Consider the following 22437-nt stretch of genomic DNA (forward strand, 5'->3'; position numbering starts at 1 on the left):
ATTAGTATTTCCAGAATAAAGGCATAGGCTACACAGATAGAGGCTGCTTCAGTTGGGCTGAATATTCCACCGTATATACCACCGATAATTATTACCGGAAAACCCAACGGCCATACTGCTTTACGAAGTGCTCTGAAGCGATCATCCCACGATGCACGTTCTTCTGTCGGAATATCTTTGGCCGTTGCATAAGCATAGGAATAAAGCGAAAACATCAACAGTATTAGCAGGCCAGGGCCTATTCCCGCGATGAACAGTTCAGAGATCGAGGTCCCCGACATTACCCCATAGACAATCATGCCGATACTCGGAGGGATGAGAAACGCAATGTCGCTGGAGTTGATAATTAACGCCATTGTGAAGGAATCGTTGTACCCGGACTTAAGCATTTTTGGACGCATAGGGCCACCTACAGCAACAACGGTCGCCTGAGTTGAACCGGATACAGCACCAAATAAGGTACAGGTCGCAGCAACAGTAATAGCTAATCCGCCACGGATATGACCGATAAAGTTCATCACCAGATCAATCAGTCTGTTGGCAGAATGTCCACGGGTGATGATATCAGCAGCCAGCATAAACATGGGTATAGCAACCAGCGCCGTAGGTTGCACACCGCCGACCATCTGTTGAATAACAATGGTGGGCTTCAGTGGATCAAGAAAGAAGAAAAAAGCTATCAGGGTGGATACTATCAGGGGCATCATCATAGGAAACCCCGCCAATAGCAGGATTAGCATGACGCTGATCATTATCGTTGTCATTATGAGTTCTCCCTGATTGTTGCTTTATATGCCTGAGAGGAGGGCTTTGATTTATGATCTGTATTGTCAGACAGTTCGGAACCTGTCACTTCAAGATCAACTGCTTCGTAGGTATCAACACAACTGTATGAAACGTAAATGTGTGAATATCTAAGGTTTTGTACAAATGCCAGTACAAACTGAATTCCGGTGATAAAGAATCCAACAGGTACACAGATTAGTATCAGGTATACCGGGATTCGCAGAGATGGAGAAACTTTACCCCTGGCGGCCAGCTTAATCAGATATTCAACGGAGTAATAAGCCAGGATAAAAAGAACAACCGCTGTAGACAGGGTTATGATTAGCATTAAGTACTTCTTCAGCTTATCATCCAGAATGTCATAAATGGCAGACATCCTGATATGGCGACCTTTCCGTGTTACGTAACTCAAACCGATAAATGTAATTATCACCATCAGATATTTATTAAGTTCTTCGGAAAAATAGAACCCATGATTAAAGGCGTAGCGTCCAATAACATTTGCAATAGAGTTGATGGCCATCGCAATAATGCTGCTCGAAAGGACAACGACTTCCAGTCGTTCCAGAAATTTATCCAGTTTGTCGAGAATAAAAATAATAAAACGCATGGGGAGTCCTTTTGCAGAAAGGTAACGCTGACCGGTATCCACAAAGGAACACGGGGAACTACCGGCCAGCGGTTAGCGTTACTGGTTGGCCATTGAGGGGGTATCACCCAGCTGTTGCTCCAGCTCTTCTCTTTCTGCTAAAAACCTGTCCAGAATCTGACGACCGCGATCACCGGTCATGTCTATATACTTCTCCCGGGTTTTCAGTGAAGCGGTTTTGAATGCCTGACGTTCTTGCTCAGATAGATGAATGTAATGATTGTCAGGAGCATCCAGCTTTATCTTTGCCAGAAATTCAGCTTCCAGCGCTGGAGTTTGATCGATAACCCAGTCGCTGACCTCTTTAAATGTCTCGGTAATCATCTGGCGACGTTCTTCGGATAAACTATCGAACCAGTCATTACCGGTAATAACCGTTGTTGTGTACTGCTGATGTTCAGCCCAGATCATGTAGTCGGTAACTTCATGAAATTTCATGGCATAAATAGATGAAAGAGGGTTTTCCTGACCATCAATCAGTTTCAGTTGAAGACCGGAATAAACTTCGCCGAACGGCAGTGGAGCCGGGTTTGCGCCAAAATCTTTATAGGACTCGACCAGTAGAGGCGAAACCATTACACGCATTTTGAAGTTGTCAAAATCTTCAGGGGTTTTGATCAGTTTGTTCGTTGTCCAGACCTGACTGCCTTCCGGATACATGGTCATCAGCTGAATGCCCCGATTATCAAAATCCTCTGCCAGATCACTAAAGATCGCTTTGGACCCCGTAAGCAGCTTCTTATTGACTTCCGGGTTGTCAGACAGGATAAACGGGATAGAGAACAACTGTACTTCAGGAATAAATGATCCCAGATGGCCAGGGGTCGCATTAGCAAACTGGATAGCGCTGTCAGCAGCCAGTTCAGTAACATCTGCGGAGGTGCCCAGTGTGCCGTAGTAGTATATATCGACTTCCACTTCGCCTTTAGTTTTAGCCTCTATACGTTTTTTAAATTCCTGAGCATAAATGTCCTGGATATCACCTTTAACTTCCTCCAGCGCAAACTTCCAGGTTTCCGCCTGTACCATCAGACTGGGAGATATAAGGCAAACACCAAGCAGACCCGATTTAATATATCGCAGCATTCTATTTTTTTTCACCAGCCGATTCCTCATAGGGTTTCAAATTGCGTCTTATGACCTTAAAAGTTCATCTGACCAGATTAGCTGTATGCATTGCTGCTTCAGATGCGCTTGTCTGAATTGATTCAAGCACAATCGTTTTAATTGTTGTAATGATATAATCGCAACTAATTAATTTATTTTGAGCATATATTAAATCTGCTTATCTCCCCGCTGTTCTGTCTATCCGGTAAGCTAAAAGACAGCGCGTGCCATCGTAATCGATGTCAGACCCGCTAAGGCGAAGTGATCTATGAAGGGAATTTACTGAAGTACAGTCTCACCACAGGGGTGTTGTCCGGAGGGTGAGTAGGCCCGTTATCCGGGGCAATATAGCAACCTAAAACAGTTGCATATTTTTCTGTCCGATGATTTGTTGAATCAGCTGTTGGGCTGCTTCATTGGTCAGATCAGGCGCCTGGTGCAAAGAGATCTCAGATTGACCCAGTCGGGGGAAACCATCCCTCTCATCCAATATCCTCATGCCCGGCCGCAGGTCTTTCTCGGTTAGCACTGTAACGGCCAGTCCCGATTCTACAGCCGCTTTTATCGCCTCGTGACTGTGACAACTTAATGCTATTTGCCAGGATATACCGGCATCTTCCAGAGCCGTCAGCGCCGTTTTTCTGTACAGGCAGGGGGGCGGAACCAGCGCAAGAGGGATAGAACCATTTGAAGGCATCTGGAAATCTTTACTTGCCAGCCAGACTAATTGTTCCCGATACAGGGGAATTCCCTCACCGGTCGGGGGAATCTGAGTCAGAATAGCAAGATCGATATCACCCGATTCAACTTCTGGACGGATGTTATTACTTAAACCTACTTTTATTTCAATCTCTACATCTTTCTGAACCCGGGCAAACCTGGCTAATACACGGGAAAAGGGAAGTGACAGGTAATCTTCCGGTGCTGCAAAGTGAATATGACCCTGTAGAGGTTTTTCTTTAAACCGGGACTCAAGCTCATCACAAAGCTGAATGATTTTCTTAGCGTACTGATAAAGCACATCGCCGTCATCGGTCAGCCGGCAGCTTCGCGTCGTTCGATGCAACAACTGCTGCCCCAATGATTCTTCCAGACGCCTGATCTGGTGGCTCACTGTGGACTGAGTCAGATGCCTTCTCTTTGTCGCAGCGGTAAAGCTTTCGCCCTCAGCAACAGCAATAAAAGTACGCAACAGTTCAAGGTTCATTAGTCAGCGGTTATCTCTTAATATATGGCAAAAATTAAACAATCGGTTTTATTTATATCATTTCTTAAATTTATATCAATGTGCTTGAATTCATTTAAAAGAATCCAGTTGAGTAAAGTGGAGTTAAGCATGAGCACATCTGAAACATTAGCCAATAAAGAAACACCTGCTGTAGAGACCAGCAACAGACGTTCTGCCAAGCCTGTTATCTGCTATGAAGTTGATTGCCTTCCAAACTATGATGCCAGCCTTTACCAGCAAGCCAGGCAAAGCATGGAAAAAGTTTCAGAAGTGATCGTCCCCCCCCGGGATGCTGCCTGTTTTACCGTTCCAGCCGGACATTTTTTTCGAATTGTAAGTGTTGAAGGGCCACAGGTTGGCGACCTGAATTTATGGAACGCTCGTGACCTTTCTGAGCGTTTCTTTAGTGGTAAAACCCGTCAGCTGCATGCCAGTCATGTGAGTACCGGTGATCGCCTGTGGAGTAATCTGCCAGGTCTTCGCCCGATGGCAACAATTACCCACGATACACTGAGTTGGTACGGTTGGGATGAGGATGGAGCCGGCGTACATGATGTAATCGGTACCCGTTGTGATCCTTATACAAACTATATGCTGAAGGGCGTCAACTATAACAATTGCTGTCATTCGAATCTGACCAGGGCTTTGGCCCGTTCGGAAGGAATAAGTCCCGAAAAAGCGGAACCGCATGTTCACGACGTACTCAATGTCTTTATGTGTACAGGGTTCAAAAAGGATACACATCAATATTTCATGAAAGCGAGCCCGGTTCGCCCTGGTGACTTTATTGAGTTTTTCGCGGAGATTGATCTGCTGGGGGCTTTATCAGCCTGTCCGGGCGGTGACTGCGGCAGCAGCCACTCTGATGACAGCACCCCCTGTTATCCACTACTGGTAGAGATCTATAAACCTGCTGACGGTGCGTTAGCTAATTGGCAATCACCTGAAGCTAATGGTTATAACGGTAAACATGGCGTTTAAGCAAGCAAGCGTCTGAGTGACAAGGCCTTTTTAGGCAAGTAATGAAATAACCGATAATGAAATAGCCCGGTCAGATTCGCCGGGCTTTTTTTCGTCTGTTGCCAATGGTTAGAATCAAGAGGGTTACCTTTTTGTTATTTTGATTTTAGGTTCTGTCACCTTCAATCAAAATCGGTAACCCTCTTTTTTCAAAGCAGAGGAGCCAGACTTAGTCTGAACTAATGCATCTTGGACAAGAGCATTCTTCGGACTAGATCTTTAAATCATGCCTTTGCTTTTAAGCAATTCAATGACTTTATCGGCGGCCTCTTCAGGTGTCATCTCTACCGTTTTCAGGTTGAGTTCCGGTTGTTGTGGTGCTTCGTAAGGTGAGTCGATGCCAGTAAAGTTTTTCAGCTCGCCGCGGCGGGCTTTCTTATACAGGCCTTTGACATCACGGTCTTCTGCAACTTCCAGCGGCGTGTTGACATAGATCTCGATAAACTCTCCCTCTTCCAGCATATCCCTGGCCATCTTTCTTTCGGCCCTGAACGGTGAAATAAAGGAGGACAGGACGATAAGACCGGCATCAACCATCAGCTTGGCGACTTCAGCGATCCGGCGGATGTTTTCTACCCGATCCTGATCGGTGAAGCCCAGGTCTTTATTCAGACCGTGACGGACGTTGTCACCATCCAGCAGATAGGTGTGGTGTCCGGCAGCCAGCAGTTTCTGCTCAACCAGGTCGGCGATGGTGGATTTGCCTGAACCGGATAAGCCTGTCAGCCAGATAACGCAAGGCTTCTGGGTTTTCAGCGCAGCGCGGACATCTTTGTTCACTTCGGTATGCTGCACGGTGATGTTGGTGCTGCGGCGAAGGGCAAAGTTGATCAGACCTGCACCGACGGTGTTGTTGGTCATCCGGTCGATCAGAATAAAGCTACCGGTGTCGCGGTTCGCTTTATAGGGGTCAAACGCAATATCCTGATCCAGACTGATATTACATTCGCCAATACCGTTCAGCTCCAGCTTCTTCGCTGCCAGGTGTTCCATCGTGTTGACGTTTACCTGATGTTTGATATCGGTGATTGAGGCGGTGACCGTTTTGGTGCCGATCTGCATCAGATAGGTACGGCCGGGCATCAGTGGCTCTTCGTGCATCCAGATCACAGTGGTTTCGAACTGCTTACCGATGGAGGCGGGTTCTTCCGCTGAGGTGATCATGTCACCACGGGAGATATCGATCTCATCATTCAGTGTCAGAGTGATAGACTGGCCTGCGACGGCCCGCTCCAGATTGCCATCATAGGTAGAGATGGTGGCAATGGTGCTCTCTTTTCCGGATGGCAGGGTGCGGATGCGGTCACCGGGTTTTACAATGCCGCTGGCCAGTTGACCAGAGAAACCGCGGAAGTCCAGGTTGGGACGGTTGACCCATTGCACCGCCATGCGGAACGGTTCTTTCTGCATCAGTTCATCATCGACCTGGACGGTTTCCAGGTAACCCATCAGGGTGGTGCCGTGGTACCAGGTCATATTGTTACTTGGCTCAGTGATATTGTCACCGGCGAGCGCAGACATCGGGATAAAGGTTGTCTCATTAATACCGATCTGTTTGGCGAATGCGGTATAGTCATCTCTGATCTGGTTAAAGGTCTTTTCAGAGTAATCCACCAGGTCCATCTTGTTGATTGCAACCACAATGTGGGGAATGCCGATCAACGATGCCAGATAGGTATGGCGGCGGGTCTGGGTGAGGATGCCGCGACGGGCATCAACCATCAGAATCGCTACGTCAGCGGTAGAGGCGCCGGTAACCATGTTGCGGGTGTACTGCTCATGTCCGGGGGTATCGGCAACGATGAATTTACGCTTATCGGTGGAGAAAAAACGATACGCCACATCAATGGTAATACCCTGTTCACGCTCTGCAGCCAGGCCATCAACCAGCAGGGCGAAATCGATATTATCGCCCTGGGTACCAAATTTTTTAGACTCCGCTTCAACGGCGGCTAACTGGTCTTCGAACAGCAGCTTTGATTCGAACAGCAGACGGCCGATGAGTGTACTTTTACCGTCGTCAACGCTGCCGCAGGTGATAAAACGCAGCAGGCTTTTTTGTTCGTGGTCTTTGAGATATTGAACGATATCTTCGGATATCATGTCTGATGAATGTGCCATTAGAAGTAACCCTCCTGCTTTTTCTTCTCCATTGATGCGGCGGAATCGTGATCGATCATCCGGCCCTGACGTTCTGATGTTTTTGTCAGCAGCATCTCTTGAATGATGGCTGGCAGGGTGTCTGCTTCAGACTCGACAGCACCGGTCAGCGGGTAGCAGCCCAGGGTTCTGAAACGCACTTTCTTCATCATAGGAACTTCATTAGGTTTCAGCGGCATACGCTCATCGTCAACCATGATCAGTGTGCCATCACGCTCAACTACCGGGCGTTCGGCGGACAGATAGAGTGGCACAATTGGAATCTGTTCGAGGTAGATATACTGCCAGATATCCAACTCAGTCCAGTTTGACAGCGGGAACACCCGGATCGACTCGCCTGGACGTTTGTTGGCGTTGTAGTTTTTCCACAATTCGGGGCGCTGGTTTTTTGGGTCCCAGCGGTGGTCTGCGGTGCGGAAAGAGAAGATTCGCTCTTTTGCCCGGGACTTTTCTTCATCGCGGCGTGCGCCACCAAAGGCTACGTCAAATTTGAACTTATTCAGAGCCTGTTTGAGGCCCTCGGTTTTCATAATGTCGGTATGCAGTGCCGACCCGTGGGTAAATGGGTTGATATCTTTCTCGACACCTTCCGGGTTCATGTAGGTGATCAGCTCTACTCCGAGTTTTTTCACCAGCTCATCCCTGAAAGTATACATATCGCGGAATTTCCAGCCGGTATCAACATGCAGCAGAGGGAATGGTGGTTTCGACGGATGGAATGCCTTCATCGCCAGATGCAGCATCACTGCGCTGTCCTTGCCGATAGAATAAAGCATGACCGGGTTATCGGCTTTGGAAACGACTTCGCGCATTATTTGAATGCTTTCCGCTTCCAGTCTCTGTAGGTGTGTTAATGCCATCGTGTTCCTCACATATGACTGAGTAGATTCGTTTTTAACAGCGGTTGGCGTTGTGGCCGGTATAGCGCTGCGCGGTGATGTTGCGTAGGTTAATAGTGTTATCTGTGACTGGTTTGCCAGCCATTGTTGAATATCGTTATGCCGGTTGAGCGAAACGCTATGAAAAGACAGTATCATATCTGACTTTTGCTGAGCAGTTAGCCGTTCGAGAAAACGTATAATTGTGCCACTATCTGGTTTGTCGGGGGTCGCCAGCCAGAAGAGCTTGCCTCTGAAATCCTGAGCGTAGATAAAATAGCCGCTGAGTTTTGCCTCTTTCAGTGCTGCTGATTGTGGCAGTGAGGCAATTCCCCCTTTCAGTATTTTTTGTGTCTGTGCTTTGTTTTTAGCGCTGTTCATCGCGCTGAAAAAATCTGGGTGGTGTTGCGACAACCATTCCTGCGCTGACTCGGTTTTTTCAGTTGGGGCAGGGGCTGTGATCCCCCACTCTTTGAGATAGCGGTTGATGGTTTTAGCTGATAACGGGTGCTGGTGGGTGTTGAACCACGCGATGATGGCCTGGCTATTCCAGAGACCACCCCCTTCAGGCAAGTGGGTGAGCATATATTTCAGACACTCATCCGGGGAGCCAGGGCCTGAGGTAGAACTCTTTGGTCTGCCCCGTTTGCCTGTATTAATCGCCTCCCATCCTCCAGCTATAAAACGTTTATGGGCTGATATTATAGTTGGATTCGACAGACCGGTTTTCTGTCTGATAGCGACAAGAGTTTCTCCGCTGAGACGCAGCTGTACTGCTTCTTTTCGCAGTTTATTCAGCGCTGTTGGAGAGAGTTTCTTGCCATTCATTATCAAATTCCCGTATAAGAATTGTGATCATACAAAATTAGCGGTATGCTGACAAACATTCTTTATTAAACATTAAGTGTCTTAATCTGATTCTGTGAAGCGATGGTTTTTATAATTGGAATGACACAAACTATATAAGTCGGGATATGGATTTTTCAGCCGGGTTAACACTCTTTCTCCTTGTTTCAGTGCTTTTGCTACTGGTTTTTAGTCATATAGCTGCCGATATGATTCTGATGGCAGCGATGGGGGTGCTGATTATCGCAAAAGTGCTTACCCCTGCTGAAGCACTGGCGGGTTTTTCTAATGCCGGCGTGATTACTATCGCCGCTTTTTATGTGATCGCCTCTGGTTTGAAAGAGACCGGTGCAGTGCGCTGGATCGGACAGCTGTTACTGGGGACGCCAGAAAACGAAAAGAAAGCACTTCTCCGGGTTATCATGCCCTCGGCGCTGTTAAGCGCCTTTATGAACAATACCGCTGTTGTCGCCATGTTTATTCCTGCGGTTCAGGATTGGGCCCGGCGGATTAAAATTCCGGTTTCAAAACTGCTCTTGCCCCTGAGTTATGCTGCCATTCTTGGCGGAACCTGTACTCTCATTGGCACCAGTACCAACCTGGTTGTGGATGGCTTGCTACAGGCGAAAACGGGTGTTGCCCTGGGGATGTTCGATCTGGCCTGGGTTGGTGTGCCGGTATTGTTAATCACCAGTGGGCTGATCGTTTTACTGGCTCCTTTGGTTCTGCCGGATCGTAAAGGTGTTGTTGAACAGTTGGAGTCTGCTCGGGAGTACGTAGTTGAACTGCTGGTGAGTCCGGGAGGCCCTATTGTCGGGAAAACAGTTGCTCAGGCGGGGCTGCGTCAGCTGACCTATGGCTATCTTGTGGATATCAGGCGCCGAGGGCAGCTGCTTACCGCGGTGTCACCGGATGTTGTGCTCGAGCCGGATGATGTGCTGGTGTTTATAGGTGCCCCCGAAAGTGCACATGAACTTCGCGGGGTGCGGGGGCTTGTGCCAACGCACGGCGATCTTGAAAAGCTGGATATCGCTGTGCAGGAACGCTGTCTTGTTGAAGCGGTTATTGGTCCTGAGTTTTTTGGTCTTGATCAGACAATTCGTGAATCTCGTTTTCGCAGTCGTTTCCGGGCGGCTATTTTATCGGTGTGCCGACAGGGACACCGGCTGGATGGTAAAATTGGCGATATCCGTTTGCAGATGGGGGATACCCTGTTGATGGAAGCCAGTGATGATTTTGTCAGTCAGTACCGCTCGCGAAGAGACTTTCTGCTTGTCAGTGCACTGAATGAGTCCACACCGCCGGATTTTGATAAAGCTCCAATCGCTATCGGTACGCTGTTGTTGATGGTGCTTGCCAGTGCGGTGGGGCTGGTTTCAATCCTTGAAGCGTCTATTGTGGCGGCAGGCTTAATGCTGGCGACCCGTTGCGTATCTGTTTCCCGGGCCCGACGTAACGTTGATCTGTCGGTTTTGATTGTGATTGCATCATCATTCGCTCTGGGAGCTGCTATGGTGAAAACCGGCAATGCCCGTATGATTGCTGAAGGGTTGCTGTTTTCGGATGCAATAAGCCCCTGGCAGGCGCTGATACTGATGTATGTGATAACGGTTGTTGTCACTGAGCTGATCACCAATAATGCTGCAGCTGTGCTGATGTTTCCGGTGGCTATGTCGCTGGCCGAACAGTTGGGTGTCAGTTATATGCCTTTCGTTATTGCTGTGATGTTTGCCGCTTCTGCCAGTTTTATTACACCGTTAGGTTACCAAACCAATCTGATGGTCTATGGTCCCGGGGGCTATCGTTTTACCGATTATGCCCGACTGGGGATACCACTTAGTCTGACGGCTGGTGGAGTATCGTTGATGCTGATTCCACTGGTCTGGCCGTTTTAACGGCTGTTGATTTAAACGCTTACTTTAAAGAGAGAAGGACGCCATGTTTAATAATCAGGATATTATTGCCCTAGCCAAAAAAGCTGGCGATGCCATTATGGAGATCTATCAGCGGGATTTCGCCATCTCTGAGAAGAGTGACGCAAGCCCTTTAACCGAAGCGGACCTGGCCTCTCATCATTGTATCGTCGATGGTCTGAAGCAGCTTACCCCTGAGATTCCGGTTCTGTCTGAAGAGTCTGGTGCGAATGAGCATCAGGACCGGTTGTCCTGGCAGACGTACTGGCTGATCGATCCGCTGGATGGTACTAAAGAGTTTATTAAGAAGAACGGTGAGTTTACCGTCAATATTGCACTGATTGATCAGGGTAAAGCGGTGTTTGGTGTTGTCTATGCGCCTGCGCTTGAAGTGACCTATTGGGGGGATGCCGAGGGGGCATTTAAAGCGCAGAAGGGGCAGGTGACACCGATTAGGGTATCTGCACTTCCCGCTGATGATGCTGTCTGGCGGGTTGTTGGTAGCCGCTCGCATCAGTCTGATGAGTTTAAAGCATTTGTGCAGGGGCTGCCGGAAACTGAAGTGGTATCGATGGGGAGTTCTCTGAAGCTCTGTCTGGTGGCTGAAGGGGCTGCTGATATTTATCCACGTCTGGGCCTGACCAGTGAGTGGGATACTGCAGCTGCACATGCGGTGGTGACAGCCGCAGGCGGTCAGGTTCTGCAATATCCTGAACTGACGCCGCTGTTATACAACACCCGGCCTGAGACGCTGCTGAACCCGTTTTTTATCGTCTGTGCTGAGAAGTCGGATAAGTGGGCTTAATTATCGTCCGCTACAGATAGGGTGGTTTTGCCCTTGGAAGGGGCCTTACGAGGAATATTATATGGCAATTCTGGTTACCGGAGGAGCCGGGTATATCGGCTCTCATACCGTGGTTATGCTGCTTGAGGCAGGTTATGAGGTTGTTGTGCTGGATAATCTCTGCAACAGTCATCCGGAAGTTTTTAACCGGATTGAAAGCATAACCGGTCAGCAGGCCAACTTTGTTGCGGGGGATATCCGTGACCGGGAGTGTCTGGATAGGTTGTTTGCTGAATATAGGATTGATTCGGTCATTCACTTCGCTGGTCTGAAGGCTGTTGGGGAGTCCGTGTCTAAGCCGCTTGAGTACTATCAGAACAATGTGCACGGCTCTGTTGTACTGTGTGAGGCGATGACTGCAGCGGGAGTCAAACGGTTGGTGTTCAGCTCCTCAGCGACGGTTTATGGTGAGGATGCCCCGATACCGTATATTGAGACTATGCCAAGGGGGAAAACCTCTAATCCCTATGGCACCTCTAAAGCGATGGTGGAGCAGGTTCTGACGGATCTGGTTATCGCTGATTCACAGTGGTCAGTTGCTTTGTTGCGCTACTTTAATCCTATCGGCGCACATCCCAGTGGCCTGATGGGGGAGGACCCACAGGGTATACCAAATAACCTGATGCCGTTTATCAGTCAGGTGGCGGTGGGTAAACGTGAGCAACTATCTATTTTTGGTAACGATTATGACACCGCAGATGGTACCTGCTTGCGTGATTATCTACATGTGATGGATCTGGCGGAAGGCCACCTTAAGGCGCTCAGTTGTCTGGATCAGCCTGGTACCCATATCTATAACCTTGGTACCGGCAATGGCTTGTCAGTACTGGAGATGGTTAACAGTTTTATTGCGGTAACCGGGGTGGATATTCCCTATCAGTTTGCACCACGACGTGATGGTGATCTGCCTGCTTTCTGGGCGGATGCCAGTAAAGCTGAGCGGGAGCTTGGCTGGAGTACCCGTTATTCTCTGGAAGATATGATGCAGGATACCTGGAAATGGCAATCGCAGAATCCTGAGGGATATCGGTAAGAGTCCCTCGGTTTAATCGCAATGGGTATGATGCTGTTGTAGGAGGCGTGCCCCCACGCCGATGATGCTTGGTCATCGCACCTGTGTGGTGCTTACAGGTGGGTTATCCTGTAAGCACTGTCAAACTCGGTGGTTATGCTCTTAACAGACTCAGCAATTCCTCTGTTTTCGCTTTCATCAGGGCTTCATCACCACGGGTTTCGACATTTAGCCGGACCACGGGCTCGGTATTGGATGAACGCAGGTTGAAGCGCCATTCTCCCATATCCAGGCTGATACCGTCGGTATAGTCGATTGATTTTGCATCACCCTTGTAGGTGTCCAGAACGCGATTTATTGCGGCTTTCGGGTCTTCCAGTTTACTGTTGATTTCGCCTGGTGACGGGAATTTTGTAATCCGGTCGTCTACCAGTTGTGACAAGGACAGACCTTTGTTGCTGATCAGCTCTGCAACCAGCAGCCAGGGTACCATGCCGCTATCGCAGTAGAAGAAATCACGGAAGTAGTGGTGAGCGCTCATCTCGCCGCCGTAGACTGCATCCTCTTCACGCATTCTTTCCTTGATAAAAGCATGTCCGGTTTTGCTCTGAATCGCTTTTCCGCCGCTGGCTTCAACGATATCCAGGGTGTTCCAGGTGAGGCGTGGATCGTGGATGATTGACGCGCCTGCATTTTTCGCCAGAAACGCTTCTGCCAGCAGGCCAACGATGTAGTAGCCTTCAATAAAACGGCCGTTTTCATCAAACAGGAAGCAACGGTCAAAGTCGCCATCCCAGGCGATACCCATATCTGCCTTATGTTCCAGTACAGCGGCGATGGTGTCGGCGCGGTTTTCTTCCAGAATCGGGTTGGGAATGCCGTTCGGGAAGGTGCCGTCTGGCTGGTGGTGTACTTTAATAAACTCGACCGGGACTGACGCTGCTTTAAACTGTGTTTCCAGTGCATCAATCACATGCCCGGCAACGCCATTACCGGCGTTTACAACCAGTTTCATTGGCTTGAGTGCTTGCAGATCAATATAGCCTTTCAGATGCTCTATATAGGCTGCCAGAGTATCTACTTTTTCGTAGCTACCGCGCTGGTTTTCGTCGACCGGAGCGAAGTTATTCTCGCGTGCCAACTGTTCAATATCATTCAGACCCGTGTCGCCGCTGATAGGTCGCGAGCCCTGACGAACCAGTTTCATGCCGTTGTAATCTTCAGGGTTGTGGCTTGCTGTCACGACAATGCCACCATCGGTTTGCAGATGGGCCGTGGCAAAGTAGATCTCCTCTGTTCCACATAAACCTATGTCCAGCACGTTGACACCGGAGTCTCTGAGACCGTTCGCCAAAGCCAGTTTCAGTGCTTCGGTGGATAGACGCATATCGCCGCCAACCACGACCGTTTCAGGTTTTAGAAACTCCGCATAAGCGCGTCCGATGCGATAGGTAAGATCTTCATCCAGCTGAGTGCCAAGCTGGCCGCGGATATCATAAGCTTTGAAACAGGCAAGTTTGCTCATTAGGGCTTCTCTGAAGTTTGTAAATTTGATGGGGCTAAAAAAAAGTGTCGGGTGACTCGCCAGCCGAGCCAGGGTATGAAAATGATGGCAATACCTGCCAGGTTGGCATACATGTCGTACAGTGAAAAGTGCCGGTGAGGCAGCAGCCACTGCTGGATAAACTCGGCACTGCAGGCCAGTGCGATCAGACCGACGATAAATTGCGGGATATGTTTACGGGAGAGGGCCCAGATCCCTGCACAGGTGACAACAGCAAATCCGCTCAGGTGGCCGAATTTGTCCGACTGATCAAATAGCTGCGGCGGTGGTGTCTGACGAAACAGGCCGTAGAGCAGCGCTGCGCCACAGAGGCTGAGCAGGATATTTCTCAGCATCAGCGTCCGATACCCATATAGGTAAAGCCATACATCTCCAGGGCTTCACGGTCGAAGATGTTCCGGCCATCAATAATCAGAGGCATGCGCATCCCTTCCAGCAGTTTCTGATAATCCGGTGACCAGTATTCGGACCACTCTGTTATCAGAAGCAACGCATCTGCTTCAGTGATTGCATCATAGAGATTATTGCAAAAGGAGATTCCGGGGGTATCGTCGTAATATAGCTCCAGATTAGCCAGTGCTTCAGGATCGTGGACCCTGACATTGACGCCTTGCGCCAGCAGGGCATCGATGACTTTCAGGCTGGGGGCATTGTCGATGCTGGCGGTGCCGGGTTTAAAGGAGGCTCCCCATACGGCGATGGTTTTATCGGTCAGATCGCACTGATAGTGTTGCCATAGCTTTTTGAATAACAGTTCTTTCTGTATCTCATTTTCTGAGATAACCGTTTTAAGTAGGGAGTTTTGGCCCCGTTTCTCAAAAATATCTGAGAAGCGGGCAATGTTTTGATTAAAGTTCTGTCCACCAAAGCCGCAGCCGGGAGAAAGGTAGTGATTGCCTATTCTGGGATCTGCCCCCATGCCTTCCCGAATGGTGTCGATATCGACATCCATCTGGTCGGCGAGATTGGCCAGTTCATTGATATAGCCGATACGTATCGCCAGCATTCCGGTAATTGCCAGCTTGGTAAATTCAGCTTCGCGACTACTCATTAGCAGCAAATGCTCAATGTTCTGGAGAAATGGGCGGACTAACGAGCGGGTCATCGTGATTGCCCAGTTATTCTCGCTGCCGATAGTGATGCGCTTCGGCTGACTGAATCCTTGCAGGGCCTTACCTTCCTGGAGGTTATTGGGTATGTAAACGACCACCTGATTGGCATCTTCATTGAGAAGGCTCTGGAGTTGATCGGTTGCCCCAACGCCAAAGTTGCACTGGTTTACAATTAACAGATTTTCCGGAACCGCTTTTCCCAGCCCTCTGATAATATGTTGGGCGATCTGAAACTCATTATGTTCGAGAGCCAGCCAGTGTATATTGGTCGCGCACTCTTCTCCGCCGGTTCGCTTAAGTCTGCCTTCGTCCATCTGTAGTTGAATCTGAACCAGAAGGCCGGGCTCATCACGCAGGGCAGAGATATCTTGCAGAGGTTTTTGTAGCTGAGTTTCCGGGCCTTCTATAATCACATCATTACCGGCTCTTGCCAGTGAGGCTGCTGCAACCCAAGCGGTCAGGTCTGCGCCATATACTTTAACCTTCATGACTAGGCCTCCTGACGCTGTTGCTGGATAAACTGAATGAGCCCTGCTGTTGAACAATCCGTTGATGCTGCCGAAGGGGTCGTGAGCTGGTCTAATAGTGAGGTTGCCACCTGCTTGCCCAGTTCTACACCCCACTGATCAAATGGGTTGATCTCCCAGATAACCGATTGCACGTAGACTTTATGTTCATACATAGCGATCAGAGCGCCAAAGCTTTCAGGGGTGAGTTCATCGATCATAATCGTGGTGCTGGGTTGATTACCTCGATATCGCTTATGTGACGGAGCGTTGGCGGCATCTTCAAGGACGCTATCCCCCAGCGCTAATAAACGTGACTGGGCCAGACAGTTGGCCAATGCTAACTGATGCTGAGCCTTAAGCTCATCTCCATGCTCTTTATAGCGTAGTGCCGGGGCGATAAAGTCGCACATGACTGATTCGGTGCCCTGGTGCAGCAGCTGATAGAATGCATGTTGTGCATTTGGACCCACCTCGCCCCAGAGAATTGGGCAGGTTGAGTAGTTAAACTTTTCACCGTTGAGGGTGACACTCTTGCCGTTACTTTCCATCTCCAGCTGTTCGAGATAAGCGGGAAGGTGCTGTAAGCGCCCGTCGTAGGGTAGTACCGCATGAGCGTGAATATTAAGGAAGTTAATGTTCCAGATACCAACCATTGCCAGTAGTACCGGAAGGTTCCTGGTCAGCGGTGCAGAGCGGAAGTGGGTATCCATCTCATGTGCACCTGCCAGGAGTCTGCGAAAATTAGTATTACCCGTCTGCAAGGCGATCGCCATGCCGATAGCAGACCACATAGAGTAGCGTCCGCCGGTCCAGTCCCAGAAATGCAGCTGGTTTTTTTCCGGAATGCCCCATTCTGATGCTTTAGACGGACTGGCTGTAACACCAATAAAATGATGCTGGCTAATTAACTCAACCGGTAAACCGCTGGCGTTTACCAACCATTCCCTTGCAGTGTTGGAGTTTGCCAGCGTATCTATGGTCGAAAAAGACTTCGATGAGACAATAAACAGAGTTGATGCCGGATCGATCTGGTTCAGTAGCCGTGCCAACTGACTGCCATCCATTGATGAGACGAAATGTAGATCAATATCTCGAATCTCATCGGTGGTAAACAGATTCAATGCCCTGCAGGTCATCAGTGGGCCGAGGTCAGAACCACCGACACCAATATTCACCACCGTTTTAATCGGGCTGCCGTCATAGCCCCGCCATTGGCCATTATGGATCTGTTCGACCAGCGCTTCCATACGTTCCAGAGAGCAATGAATCTCTTTTGAGATATCGACGCCTTGCAGTACCAGAGGGATCTCTTTCGGTTGACGCAGGGCGGTATGCAGAGCCGGGCGGTTTTCTGAGGTGTTGACATGTTCGCCAGTGAACAGCGCTTCGATCTTTTGCGGCAACTGTTGTTGTTCTGCCAGCTTAATCAGTTGCTGCAGCGTCGCATCAGTAATTCGTTGTTTGGAGAAGTCAGCCAGGCAGTGAGCCGCTCTGAAGCTGAACTTTTGAAAGCGATGGTGATCCTCCTCAAACATATCTTTAAGGTGCTGGTCGCGAACTTCATCTGCATGTCTGTTCAGTGCCAGCCAGGCTGGTGATTGATCAACTGTCATTGTCTCAGTCCTGTTGCGCAAGGAACTGCCTGAATCCTTCAGCGGTTTCCGGATGTTGCAGTCCGTAGGCAACATTCGCCTGTAAAAAGCCTAACTTATTTCCACAATCGTAGGTTTTGCCAGTCATGCGATAGGCTTCAACCGTTTGTTCGCGTAATAACTCATCCAGTGCATCGGTCAGTTGAATCTCGCCGCCAGCACCAGGTTTTGTGTCTGCCAGAAGCTCCATCACCCTTGCAGGCAGTACATAGCGGCCTACAACGGCAAGGTCAGAGGGCGCTTCTTCGGTTTTTGGTTTTTCGACCATCGCGTTAATTGCCGTGGACTCACCAGCGGACGGCTTAATACCATTACAATCAGCAATACCGTATAGGTGCACCATATTCTGCGGTACTGACTCAACCATAATTTGTGCCGCATTGTGTTGTTCGAACGCCTTAACCATTTTCTGCAGGTCATTCTCATGCTGCTGAAAGTTGTTGACCAATACATCGGGGAGAATCACCACAAAAGGCTCATTATTAACGGCCTGTGCAGCACAGTATACCGCATGACCCAGACCTTTTGCTTCAGGCTGGCGTACGGAGATGATGGTTACATCACTGGGTACAATGTTACGCACAGAGTTAAGAATACCTGTTTTGTTCTTCGACTCAAGCTGATGTTCAAGCTCATAATGTGAATCGAAGTGGTCTTCAATGGCTGATTTCCCACTACGGGTGACGAGCACGATCTCTTTGATCCCCGCTTTAATCGCTTCCTCAACAACATGCTGGATGACAGGCTTATCCACCACCGGCAGCATCTCTTTTGGAATTGCTTTACTTGCCGGAAGTACCCGGGTACCCAAGCCCGCAACGGGGATTACAGCTTTACGTACTGTCGTCATACTGGCTCCAAAGAGTTGAGTTCTCTCGCGAACTCATATTAACTGAAAGTGAATTCTTTCTAATTGTATCGTTTAAAAGCCACAGAGTCGTTGGCGTTGCTCTGAACTTTTTAAATAGATACAGATTAAACCAAGTTTATTAATGTCAGAAAGTCTTTGTTTTATGGCTTTATTGTTACGATTGATACCGCGTTCAATATTGTTTATCACTAATTTTCTGGTTTGGCTATCAAGATTGGACCATCCTGTCATTCCGGCTTCTGTCACCGTTAGGTTGACCGCATTTTCCCAGGGGCCAAGCTGGGTTGCCTGATGCAACGCCTGAATATATTCGGCATCAAACTGATGCAGAGCGGACTTCATGAGGGCCAGATTTGCCCAGCTGTATGGCCAGTCAGGGCGTAGACCGGTTGCTTCTCGGTAATCTGACAGTGCTAGCTGTGTGAAGTGGTCAAATAGATCCTGCTGGCCCAGTTGATATCCATCGAGGGCCTGATAGTAGTTAAGTAACCCACGGATGTCTTTGAACTCAGCATTGGCCGGTTGCCAACGAATAGCATTGTTGATGTTATTCAGGGGCAGGGCCAGTTCGTCAGCAGTGGGTGTATGTCCCGTTTTTTGCCAGTGCTCCAGCTGTTGGCGAGGGCTGTAGGCATACAGGTCTGCTACGCCAAAACTCAGCGAATAAAATAGTGCTCCGCACAGTGCGATGGTCAGTGTTACGGTTAATAACAACCGCTTTTTAGAACCGGGCATTCGCAAGGACTATCATTTCTGGGGTTTCTTTTACCAGCCGCAAGGCGGCCTCATCACCGATCAGGTTAGCCGCAGCTTGAATGCCCTCTGTCAGAATGGGTGGGCGGTGAGAGGCGTTGTGTGCATCTGAGGCCATAACCGTTACCCAGCCTCTGACCAGGAGTTCTTTAGCAATTTCAAATGCACTGCTACCGAAGCGGCCAGCAATCGACATCGCTGTTATCTGAAGCAGGCAGCCCTGCTCGATAAATGGATTGATCTTATCGATATTGTTAATGATCTCTTTATTCCGTTCGGGGTGGGCGATCATTGGAATAATATTCTGAGCTTTTAGCCAGCCAATCAGTTTATCACTGCCGGGGGGGATGTGGCTGTGGGGGAGCTCCAGCAGCAAAACTTTTTGCCCCTCCCATTCTCCGAGAAAAGGGATTTTCCCGGCCGGAATCATACCGATCATCTCCGCAGAGATGCGCAGTTCAGCACCCATACTTAGTGTCAGTGGGATTGAGTGCTCTAGTAGTGCCTCTTTAAATTTCTGCAACACCGGCGCTATGGTTGATATCTGATTATCATACCGTCCAGGATGAATATGAGGTGTGACAACCATGTGCCGGATGCCGTCGCTTGCCGCAATTCTGGCCAGTTCCAGCGACTCATTAAGAGTCGCAGGTCCATCATCTATACCGGGCAAAATGTGACAGTGAAGATCAATCATCAGGCGTTCTGTTCTGCTGCTGTATAACCGTATGTATCATAGTATCCGCTGTAGTCATCGCCATACTTCGCGGCTTTCTTAATGTCGACCTGATTTAGTACGACGCCGATGAGCGGTGCTTTTACATCCTTAAGCCGCTTAAGGCCGTTTTTGGCCAGCTGGTAGTTGGTTGAATCAGCTTTAACAATATAGATCATCGCACCGACATGTGGAGCCAGCACCAGGGCGTCGCTGACTGCCTGTGTTGGTGCCGTATCTATTACGATCCGGTCGTATTTTGTTTCCAGAATCTCAAGTACTTTGGCGAATCGTCGGGATGAAAGTAGCTCCAGCGGGTTGGGGGGGATTATACCGGAAGTCAGCACGTCTATGCCTGCCTTCTCGTCATGGTGAATCGATTCCTCCAGTTTAGCTGTTCCTGCAACCAGGTTAGACAGTCCTGCGGACTTTCCTGATATGCCAAACGCTTTAGCAATAGAGGGGCGACGCATATCGGCATCAATCAGCAGTACCCGTTCCATCTGCCCCAGCGAATAAGCCAGATTGAGTGCCAGGGAGGTTTTACCTTCACCAGGAATCGACGAGGTACAGCAGAGGATTTTATGCGGATTATCCAGTGCAGAGAGAACGATGCCTGTACGGATAGTTCTGACAGACTCTGCAAATGCCGACTGCTGATCACTCAGATATATTGAGTAGCTCTGATGGGTATGCTTACCTTTACTGGGCAGCTTAGGTAGCAGACCAAGCATGGTCGCGCCAAGTTTGTTTTCAACATCCTGAGCTGTTTTAAGAGTGTTATTCAGGGCTTCCAACAGGAAAGAGAACATCACACCAAACATGATGCTAACAACAAAAGCGAGCGCAATAATTAATCCTTTTTTGGGCTTGGCTGGTTTTTGCGGCGGCTGCGCAGGGTCTGATACCCGGGCGTTAGCTGACTGCAGGTCACCGGTAGCATTAGTTTCGCTCAGACGGGTAAAGAAGGTGTCGTACAGTTGACGGTTGGCATCAACTTCCTTCTCCAGCTCCTTCAGACGGTAATCTTTACGGTTAATGGATTGCAGGTCCTGTTTGGTTTGCTCAACTGCTGTTTTCAGTGAGCGTTCTGCCGAGAGTGCCAGTCGGTATTCATTTTCAATACCGTTAATAACAGAAAGAATCTGGGCATTGAGGCTGCGGCGTGCATTATCAAGTTCAGATTGAGCTGCTTGCATCTTCGGGTGCTTTGGGCCGTAGCGCTTGGAGAGCTCTGATTTTTTCAGTTCCACCTGGAGGACCGCGCCTTTCAGGCTCTGTACCAGCGGGTGCTGTAAAACGGCAGGGATGAGTTCGAAGTTTTCCGGATGACGTTTGTCCAGTTTCTTGATCTGATTGTTCAGGCTTTCCAGCGCCATCCGTTCGCGTCGGGCTTCAACAAGTTTGCTGGCGACCAGGTCCAGCTCGCTGTTGGCAATATCGAACCCTCCGTCACTGCCAACAATTTGTTCCTGTTCCCGGTATTGCTGCAAACGCTCCTCAGATGTTTTCAGCTTGTCTCTCAGACCGCTTAAACGTTCCATCAACCATTCAGAGGCTTTGGAAGTTAGCTGCAGCCTGGCTTCGAGATTGTTTTCTATATAGGCATCGCCAATGGCGTTGGCGATCTGTGCCGAGAGCAGAGGGTCGAAAGAGTCGTAACTGATTTTAACCAGCTGAGTTTTGCGGATCGGTGATACGGTGAGGTTACCCAGAAGCTGCTCAGTGACAGATTGTAACTTATACCGGGCTTGCTCCTCTGCTGGCAGTTCCTCTTTTACTCCCAAAGGCAGTTGTGCTTTGATTGTGGTGAGCGTGGATGCGATAAAACCGGGTGCCTGATTAAACTCAGGATTATCGATCAGATTCAGTTTTTCGATTACACGCTCGGCCAGTTGCCTGGATTTGAGAATTTCAAACTGCGTCAGGAAGTATTCACTGTTTCCGGCATCGAGGCCGTAAACTTCTTCAATGGATACCACATTGGCATTTTTTGACTCAATTAATAGTGTCGCTTCAGCCCGGTAAACAGGCTGCATTGAAAACACCACCAGAGTCGTCAGCATTGTGATGACAATGGCGAAGCCAAAAATACCCCATTTGTGCCGGTTGATGGTGTTCCAGTATTGGCGCAGGTCGATGACATCATCGCTCATCAGGCGGGAGATGTTTTCCTGAGATTTATTCGTATCCATACTTTCCGGTCTGTCTCTGTAATGTGTATATGCTAAGGCTTGGTTATTTTTTGTTGCGTCAGCGCATTAGAAGAAGCTTTGTTCGATGGTAATAATATCGCCGGGTTTTATCAGTGTGTTCAGCTGAACCAACTGTGGATCGGTTGTTTCGCCATCGTGGGAGACGAAGAGTTTGCTTTTGGACGCCCGCTCAGTAAACCCGCCAGCAAGAGCAACCGCTTTTTGCAATGTTAATCCTGGCTGATAGGGATAGCCGCCGGGTTCCTGAACCTCGCCGTTAATAAAAAACTGACGGTATTCTTTTACCGTGATGCTGACATGGGGGTCGAGCAGATAACCATCAGCCAGGCGCTCCTCTATCATCGAGCTGAGATTGCCAATGGTCATGTTGAGTACTCTCAGTTCTCCCAGAAAGGGGTAAGCGATAGTTCCTGCATCACTCAGGCGTATCTCCATGCTCAGGTCATCCTCGCCGAAAACCTGAATGCTAAGCAGGTCTCCTGAGCCCAGTCGATAATCAGAGAGCGTGGAGGATTCTGCCGAGGCAGCTGAGAAAAAAAGGAGCAGAGTAGCCAGTAAGGCTACCCTGACAGAGTTGTAACTGAATATCATAAGACCTTCTC

General features: G+C 49.1%; 19 protein-coding genes and 1 pseudogene. 4 read left to right on the forward strand and 16 right to left on the reverse strand.

The features are described from left to right. The 4 genes from ACQY8X_RS14250 to ACQY8X_RS14265 all read right to left on the reverse strand — a co-directional run. On the reverse strand, positions 1–764 hold a 764-nt coding region (locus tag ACQY8X_RS14250; protein WP_428035807.1), incomplete at its 3' end, for a TRAP transporter large permease. After that, entirely contained in the window at positions 764–1396 is a 633-nt protein-coding gene (locus ACQY8X_RS14255; protein ID WP_428035808.1) for a TRAP transporter small permease, read from the reverse strand. The genes ACQY8X_RS14250 and ACQY8X_RS14255, both read right to left, overlap by 1 nt. Positions 1397–1474: 78 nt before the next feature. Then, the gene (gene dctP / locus ACQY8X_RS14260; RefSeq protein WP_428035809.1) at positions 1475–2536 is read right to left on the reverse strand and encodes a TRAP transporter substrate-binding protein DctP; all 1062 of its coding nucleotides are present in this window, start codon (positions 2534–2536) and stop codon (positions 1475–1477) included. 361 nt (positions 2537–2897) lie between these two features. Continuing rightward, entirely contained in the window at positions 2898–3749 is an 852-nt protein-coding gene (locus tag ACQY8X_RS14265) for a LysR substrate-binding domain-containing protein (protein ID WP_428035810.1), read from the reverse strand. A 24-nt stretch (positions 3750–3773) separates the two neighbouring features. Here ACQY8X_RS14265 and ACQY8X_RS14270 point away from each other — a divergent pair, with 24 nt between their 5' ends. After that, positions 3774–4751, forward strand: coding sequence for an urea carboxylase-associated family protein (locus ACQY8X_RS14270; RefSeq protein WP_428035811.1), 978 nt, complete (start codon positions 3774–3776; stop codon positions 4749–4751). A gap of 258 nt (positions 4752–5009) precedes the next feature. On the opposite strand, the gene cysN is transcribed toward ACQY8X_RS14270, so the two are convergent. From cysN to ACQY8X_RS14285, 3 genes and pseudogenes are all read right to left on the reverse strand, one after another. Further along, a complete protein-coding gene (gene cysN, locus ACQY8X_RS14275; RefSeq protein WP_428035812.1) occupies positions 5010–6911 on the reverse strand; it encodes a sulfate adenylyltransferase subunit CysN in 1902 nt (633 codons plus the stop codon). Beyond that, on the reverse strand, positions 6911–7873 hold the full coding sequence (gene cysD, locus ACQY8X_RS14280) for a sulfate adenylyltransferase subunit CysD (RefSeq protein ID WP_428035833.1): 963 nt from the start codon (positions 7871–7873) through the stop codon (positions 6911–6913). Before cysD ends, cysN begins: the two co-directional genes overlap by 1 nt. Before the next feature lie 597 nt (positions 7874–8470). Continuing rightward, positions 8471–8656, reverse strand: a pseudogene (locus tag ACQY8X_RS14285) (helix-turn-helix domain-containing protein); the annotation flags it as partial. A gap of 146 nt (positions 8657–8802) precedes the next feature. On the opposite strand from ACQY8X_RS14285, the gene ACQY8X_RS14290 reads away from it, so the two are divergent. From ACQY8X_RS14290 to galE, 3 genes are all read left to right on the forward strand, one after another. Beyond that, entirely contained in the window at positions 8803–10569 is a 1767-nt protein-coding gene (locus tag ACQY8X_RS14290; RefSeq protein WP_428035813.1) for an SLC13 family permease, read from the forward strand. A 43-nt stretch (positions 10570–10612) separates the two neighbouring features. Next, a complete protein-coding gene (gene cysQ / locus ACQY8X_RS14295) occupies positions 10613–11392 on the forward strand; it encodes a 3'(2'),5'-bisphosphate nucleotidase CysQ (protein WP_428035814.1) in 780 nt (259 codons plus the stop codon). 61 nt (positions 11393–11453) lie between these two features. Further along, a complete protein-coding gene (galE, locus tag ACQY8X_RS14300) occupies positions 11454–12464 on the forward strand; it encodes a UDP-glucose 4-epimerase GalE (RefSeq protein ID WP_428035815.1) in 1011 nt (336 codons plus the stop codon). Between the two features lie 133 nt (positions 12465–12597). Here the strand turns inward: galE and ACQY8X_RS14305 are convergent, their stop codons facing one another. The 9 genes from ACQY8X_RS14305 to ACQY8X_RS14345 all read right to left on the reverse strand — a co-directional run bounded on the left by ACQY8X_RS14305 (position 12598) and on the right by ACQY8X_RS14345 (position 22426). Then, positions 12598–13968, reverse strand: coding sequence for a phosphomannomutase CpsG (locus ACQY8X_RS14305; protein ID WP_428035816.1), 1371 nt, complete (start codon positions 13966–13968; stop codon positions 12598–12600). Beyond that, positions 13968–14342: a hypothetical protein gene (locus ACQY8X_RS14310; RefSeq protein ID WP_428035817.1), complete on the reverse strand. Its 375-nt coding sequence runs from the start codon at positions 14340–14342 to the stop codon at positions 13968–13970. The genes ACQY8X_RS14305 and ACQY8X_RS14310 overlap by 1 nt, the downstream gene beginning before the upstream one ends. Further along, a complete protein-coding gene (locus ACQY8X_RS14315; RefSeq protein WP_428035818.1) occupies positions 14342–15607 on the reverse strand; it encodes a nucleotide sugar dehydrogenase in 1266 nt (421 codons plus the stop codon). Before ACQY8X_RS14315 ends, ACQY8X_RS14310 begins: the two co-directional genes overlap by 1 nt. A gap of 2 nt (positions 15608–15609) precedes the next feature. Next, the gene (gene pgi, locus ACQY8X_RS14320; RefSeq protein ID WP_428035819.1) at positions 15610–17241 is read right to left on the reverse strand and encodes a glucose-6-phosphate isomerase; all 1632 of its coding nucleotides are present in this window, start codon (positions 17239–17241) and stop codon (positions 15610–15612) included. Positions 17242–17245: 4 nt separating this feature from the next. Beyond that, on the reverse strand, positions 17246–18130 hold the full coding sequence (gene galU, locus ACQY8X_RS14325) for a UTP--glucose-1-phosphate uridylyltransferase GalU (protein ID WP_428035820.1): 885 nt from the start codon (positions 18128–18130) through the stop codon (positions 17246–17248). Positions 18131–18202: 72 nt separating this feature from the next. After that, positions 18203–18886 (reverse strand): VpsP family polysaccharide biosynthesis protein, encoded by a 684-nt coding sequence (locus ACQY8X_RS14330; RefSeq protein ID WP_428035821.1) that lies wholly within the window; start codon positions 18884–18886, stop codon positions 18203–18205. Next, on the reverse strand, positions 18873–19601 hold the full coding sequence (locus ACQY8X_RS14335; protein ID WP_428035822.1) for a tyrosine-protein phosphatase: 729 nt from the start codon (positions 19599–19601) through the stop codon (positions 18873–18875). Before ACQY8X_RS14335 ends, ACQY8X_RS14330 begins: the two co-directional genes overlap by 14 nt. After that, positions 19601–21814 (reverse strand): GumC family protein, encoded by a 2214-nt coding sequence (locus ACQY8X_RS14340; RefSeq protein ID WP_428035823.1) that lies wholly within the window; start codon positions 21812–21814, stop codon positions 19601–19603. Before ACQY8X_RS14340 ends, ACQY8X_RS14335 begins: the two co-directional genes overlap by 1 nt. Before the next feature lie 66 nt (positions 21815–21880). After that, positions 21881–22426: a polysaccharide biosynthesis/export family protein gene (locus ACQY8X_RS14345; protein ID WP_428035824.1), complete on the reverse strand. Its 546-nt coding sequence runs from the start codon at positions 22424–22426 to the stop codon at positions 21881–21883. Positions 22427–22437: the final 11 nt, after the last annotated feature.

It is taken from the genome of Amphritea sp., assembly GCF_050300915.1.
Classification (GTDB): Bacteria; Pseudomonadota; Gammaproteobacteria; order Pseudomonadales; family Balneatricaceae; genus Amphritea.

Bases quoted from the DNA above. Each gene is read 5' to 3' on its own strand.
- ACQY8X_RS14255 (WP_428035808.1), bottom strand. From the start codon at position 1,396: ATGCGTTTTATTATTTTTATTCTCGACAAACTGGATAAATTTCTGGAA.
- ACQY8X_RS14265 (WP_428035810.1), bottom strand. From the start codon at position 3,749: ATGAACCTTGAACTGTTGCGTACTTTTATTGCTGTTGCTGAGGGCGAA.
- ACQY8X_RS14270 (WP_428035811.1), top strand. From the start codon at position 3,774: ATGGCAAAAATTAAACAATCGGTTTTATTTATATCATTTCTTAAATTT.
- cysN (WP_428035812.1), bottom strand. From the start codon at position 6,911: ATGGCACATTCATCAGACATGATATCCGAAGATATCGTTCAATATCTC.
- ACQY8X_RS14290 (WP_428035813.1), top strand. From the start codon at position 8,803: ATGGATTTTTCAGCCGGGTTAACACTCTTTCTCCTTGTTTCAGTGCTT.
- cysQ (WP_428035814.1), top strand. From the start codon at position 10,613: ATGTTTAATAATCAGGATATTATTGCCCTAGCCAAAAAAGCTGGCGAT.
- galE (WP_428035815.1), top strand. From the start codon at position 11,454: ATGGCAATTCTGGTTACCGGAGGAGCCGGGTATATCGGCTCTCATACC.
- ACQY8X_RS14305 (WP_428035816.1), bottom strand. From the start codon at position 13,968: ATGAGCAAACTTGCCTGTTTCAAAGCTTATGATATCCGCGGCCAGCTT.
- ACQY8X_RS14310 (WP_428035817.1), bottom strand. From the start codon at position 14,342: ATGCTGAGAAATATCCTGCTCAGCCTCTGTGGCGCAGCGCTGCTCTAC.
- ACQY8X_RS14315 (WP_428035818.1), bottom strand. From the start codon at position 15,607: ATGAAGGTTAAAGTATATGGCGCAGACCTGACCGCTTGGGTTGCAGCA.
- pgi (WP_428035819.1), bottom strand. From the start codon at position 17,241: ATGACAGTTGATCAATCACCAGCCTGGCTGGCACTGAACAGACATGCA.
- galU (WP_428035820.1), bottom strand. From the start codon at position 18,130: ATGACGACAGTACGTAAAGCTGTAATCCCCGTTGCGGGCTTGGGTACC.
- ACQY8X_RS14330 (WP_428035821.1), bottom strand. From the start codon at position 18,886: ATGCCCGGTTCTAAAAAGCGGTTGTTATTAACCGTAACACTGACCATC.
- ACQY8X_RS14335 (WP_428035822.1), bottom strand. From the start codon at position 19,601: ATGATTGATCTTCACTGTCACATTTTGCCCGGTATAGATGATGGACCT.
- ACQY8X_RS14340 (WP_428035823.1), bottom strand. From the start codon at position 21,814: ATGGATACGAATAAATCTCAGGAAAACATCTCCCGCCTGATGAGCGAT.
- ACQY8X_RS14345 (WP_428035824.1), bottom strand. From the start codon at position 22,426: ATGATATTCAGTTACAACTCTGTCAGGGTAGCCTTACTGGCTACTCTG.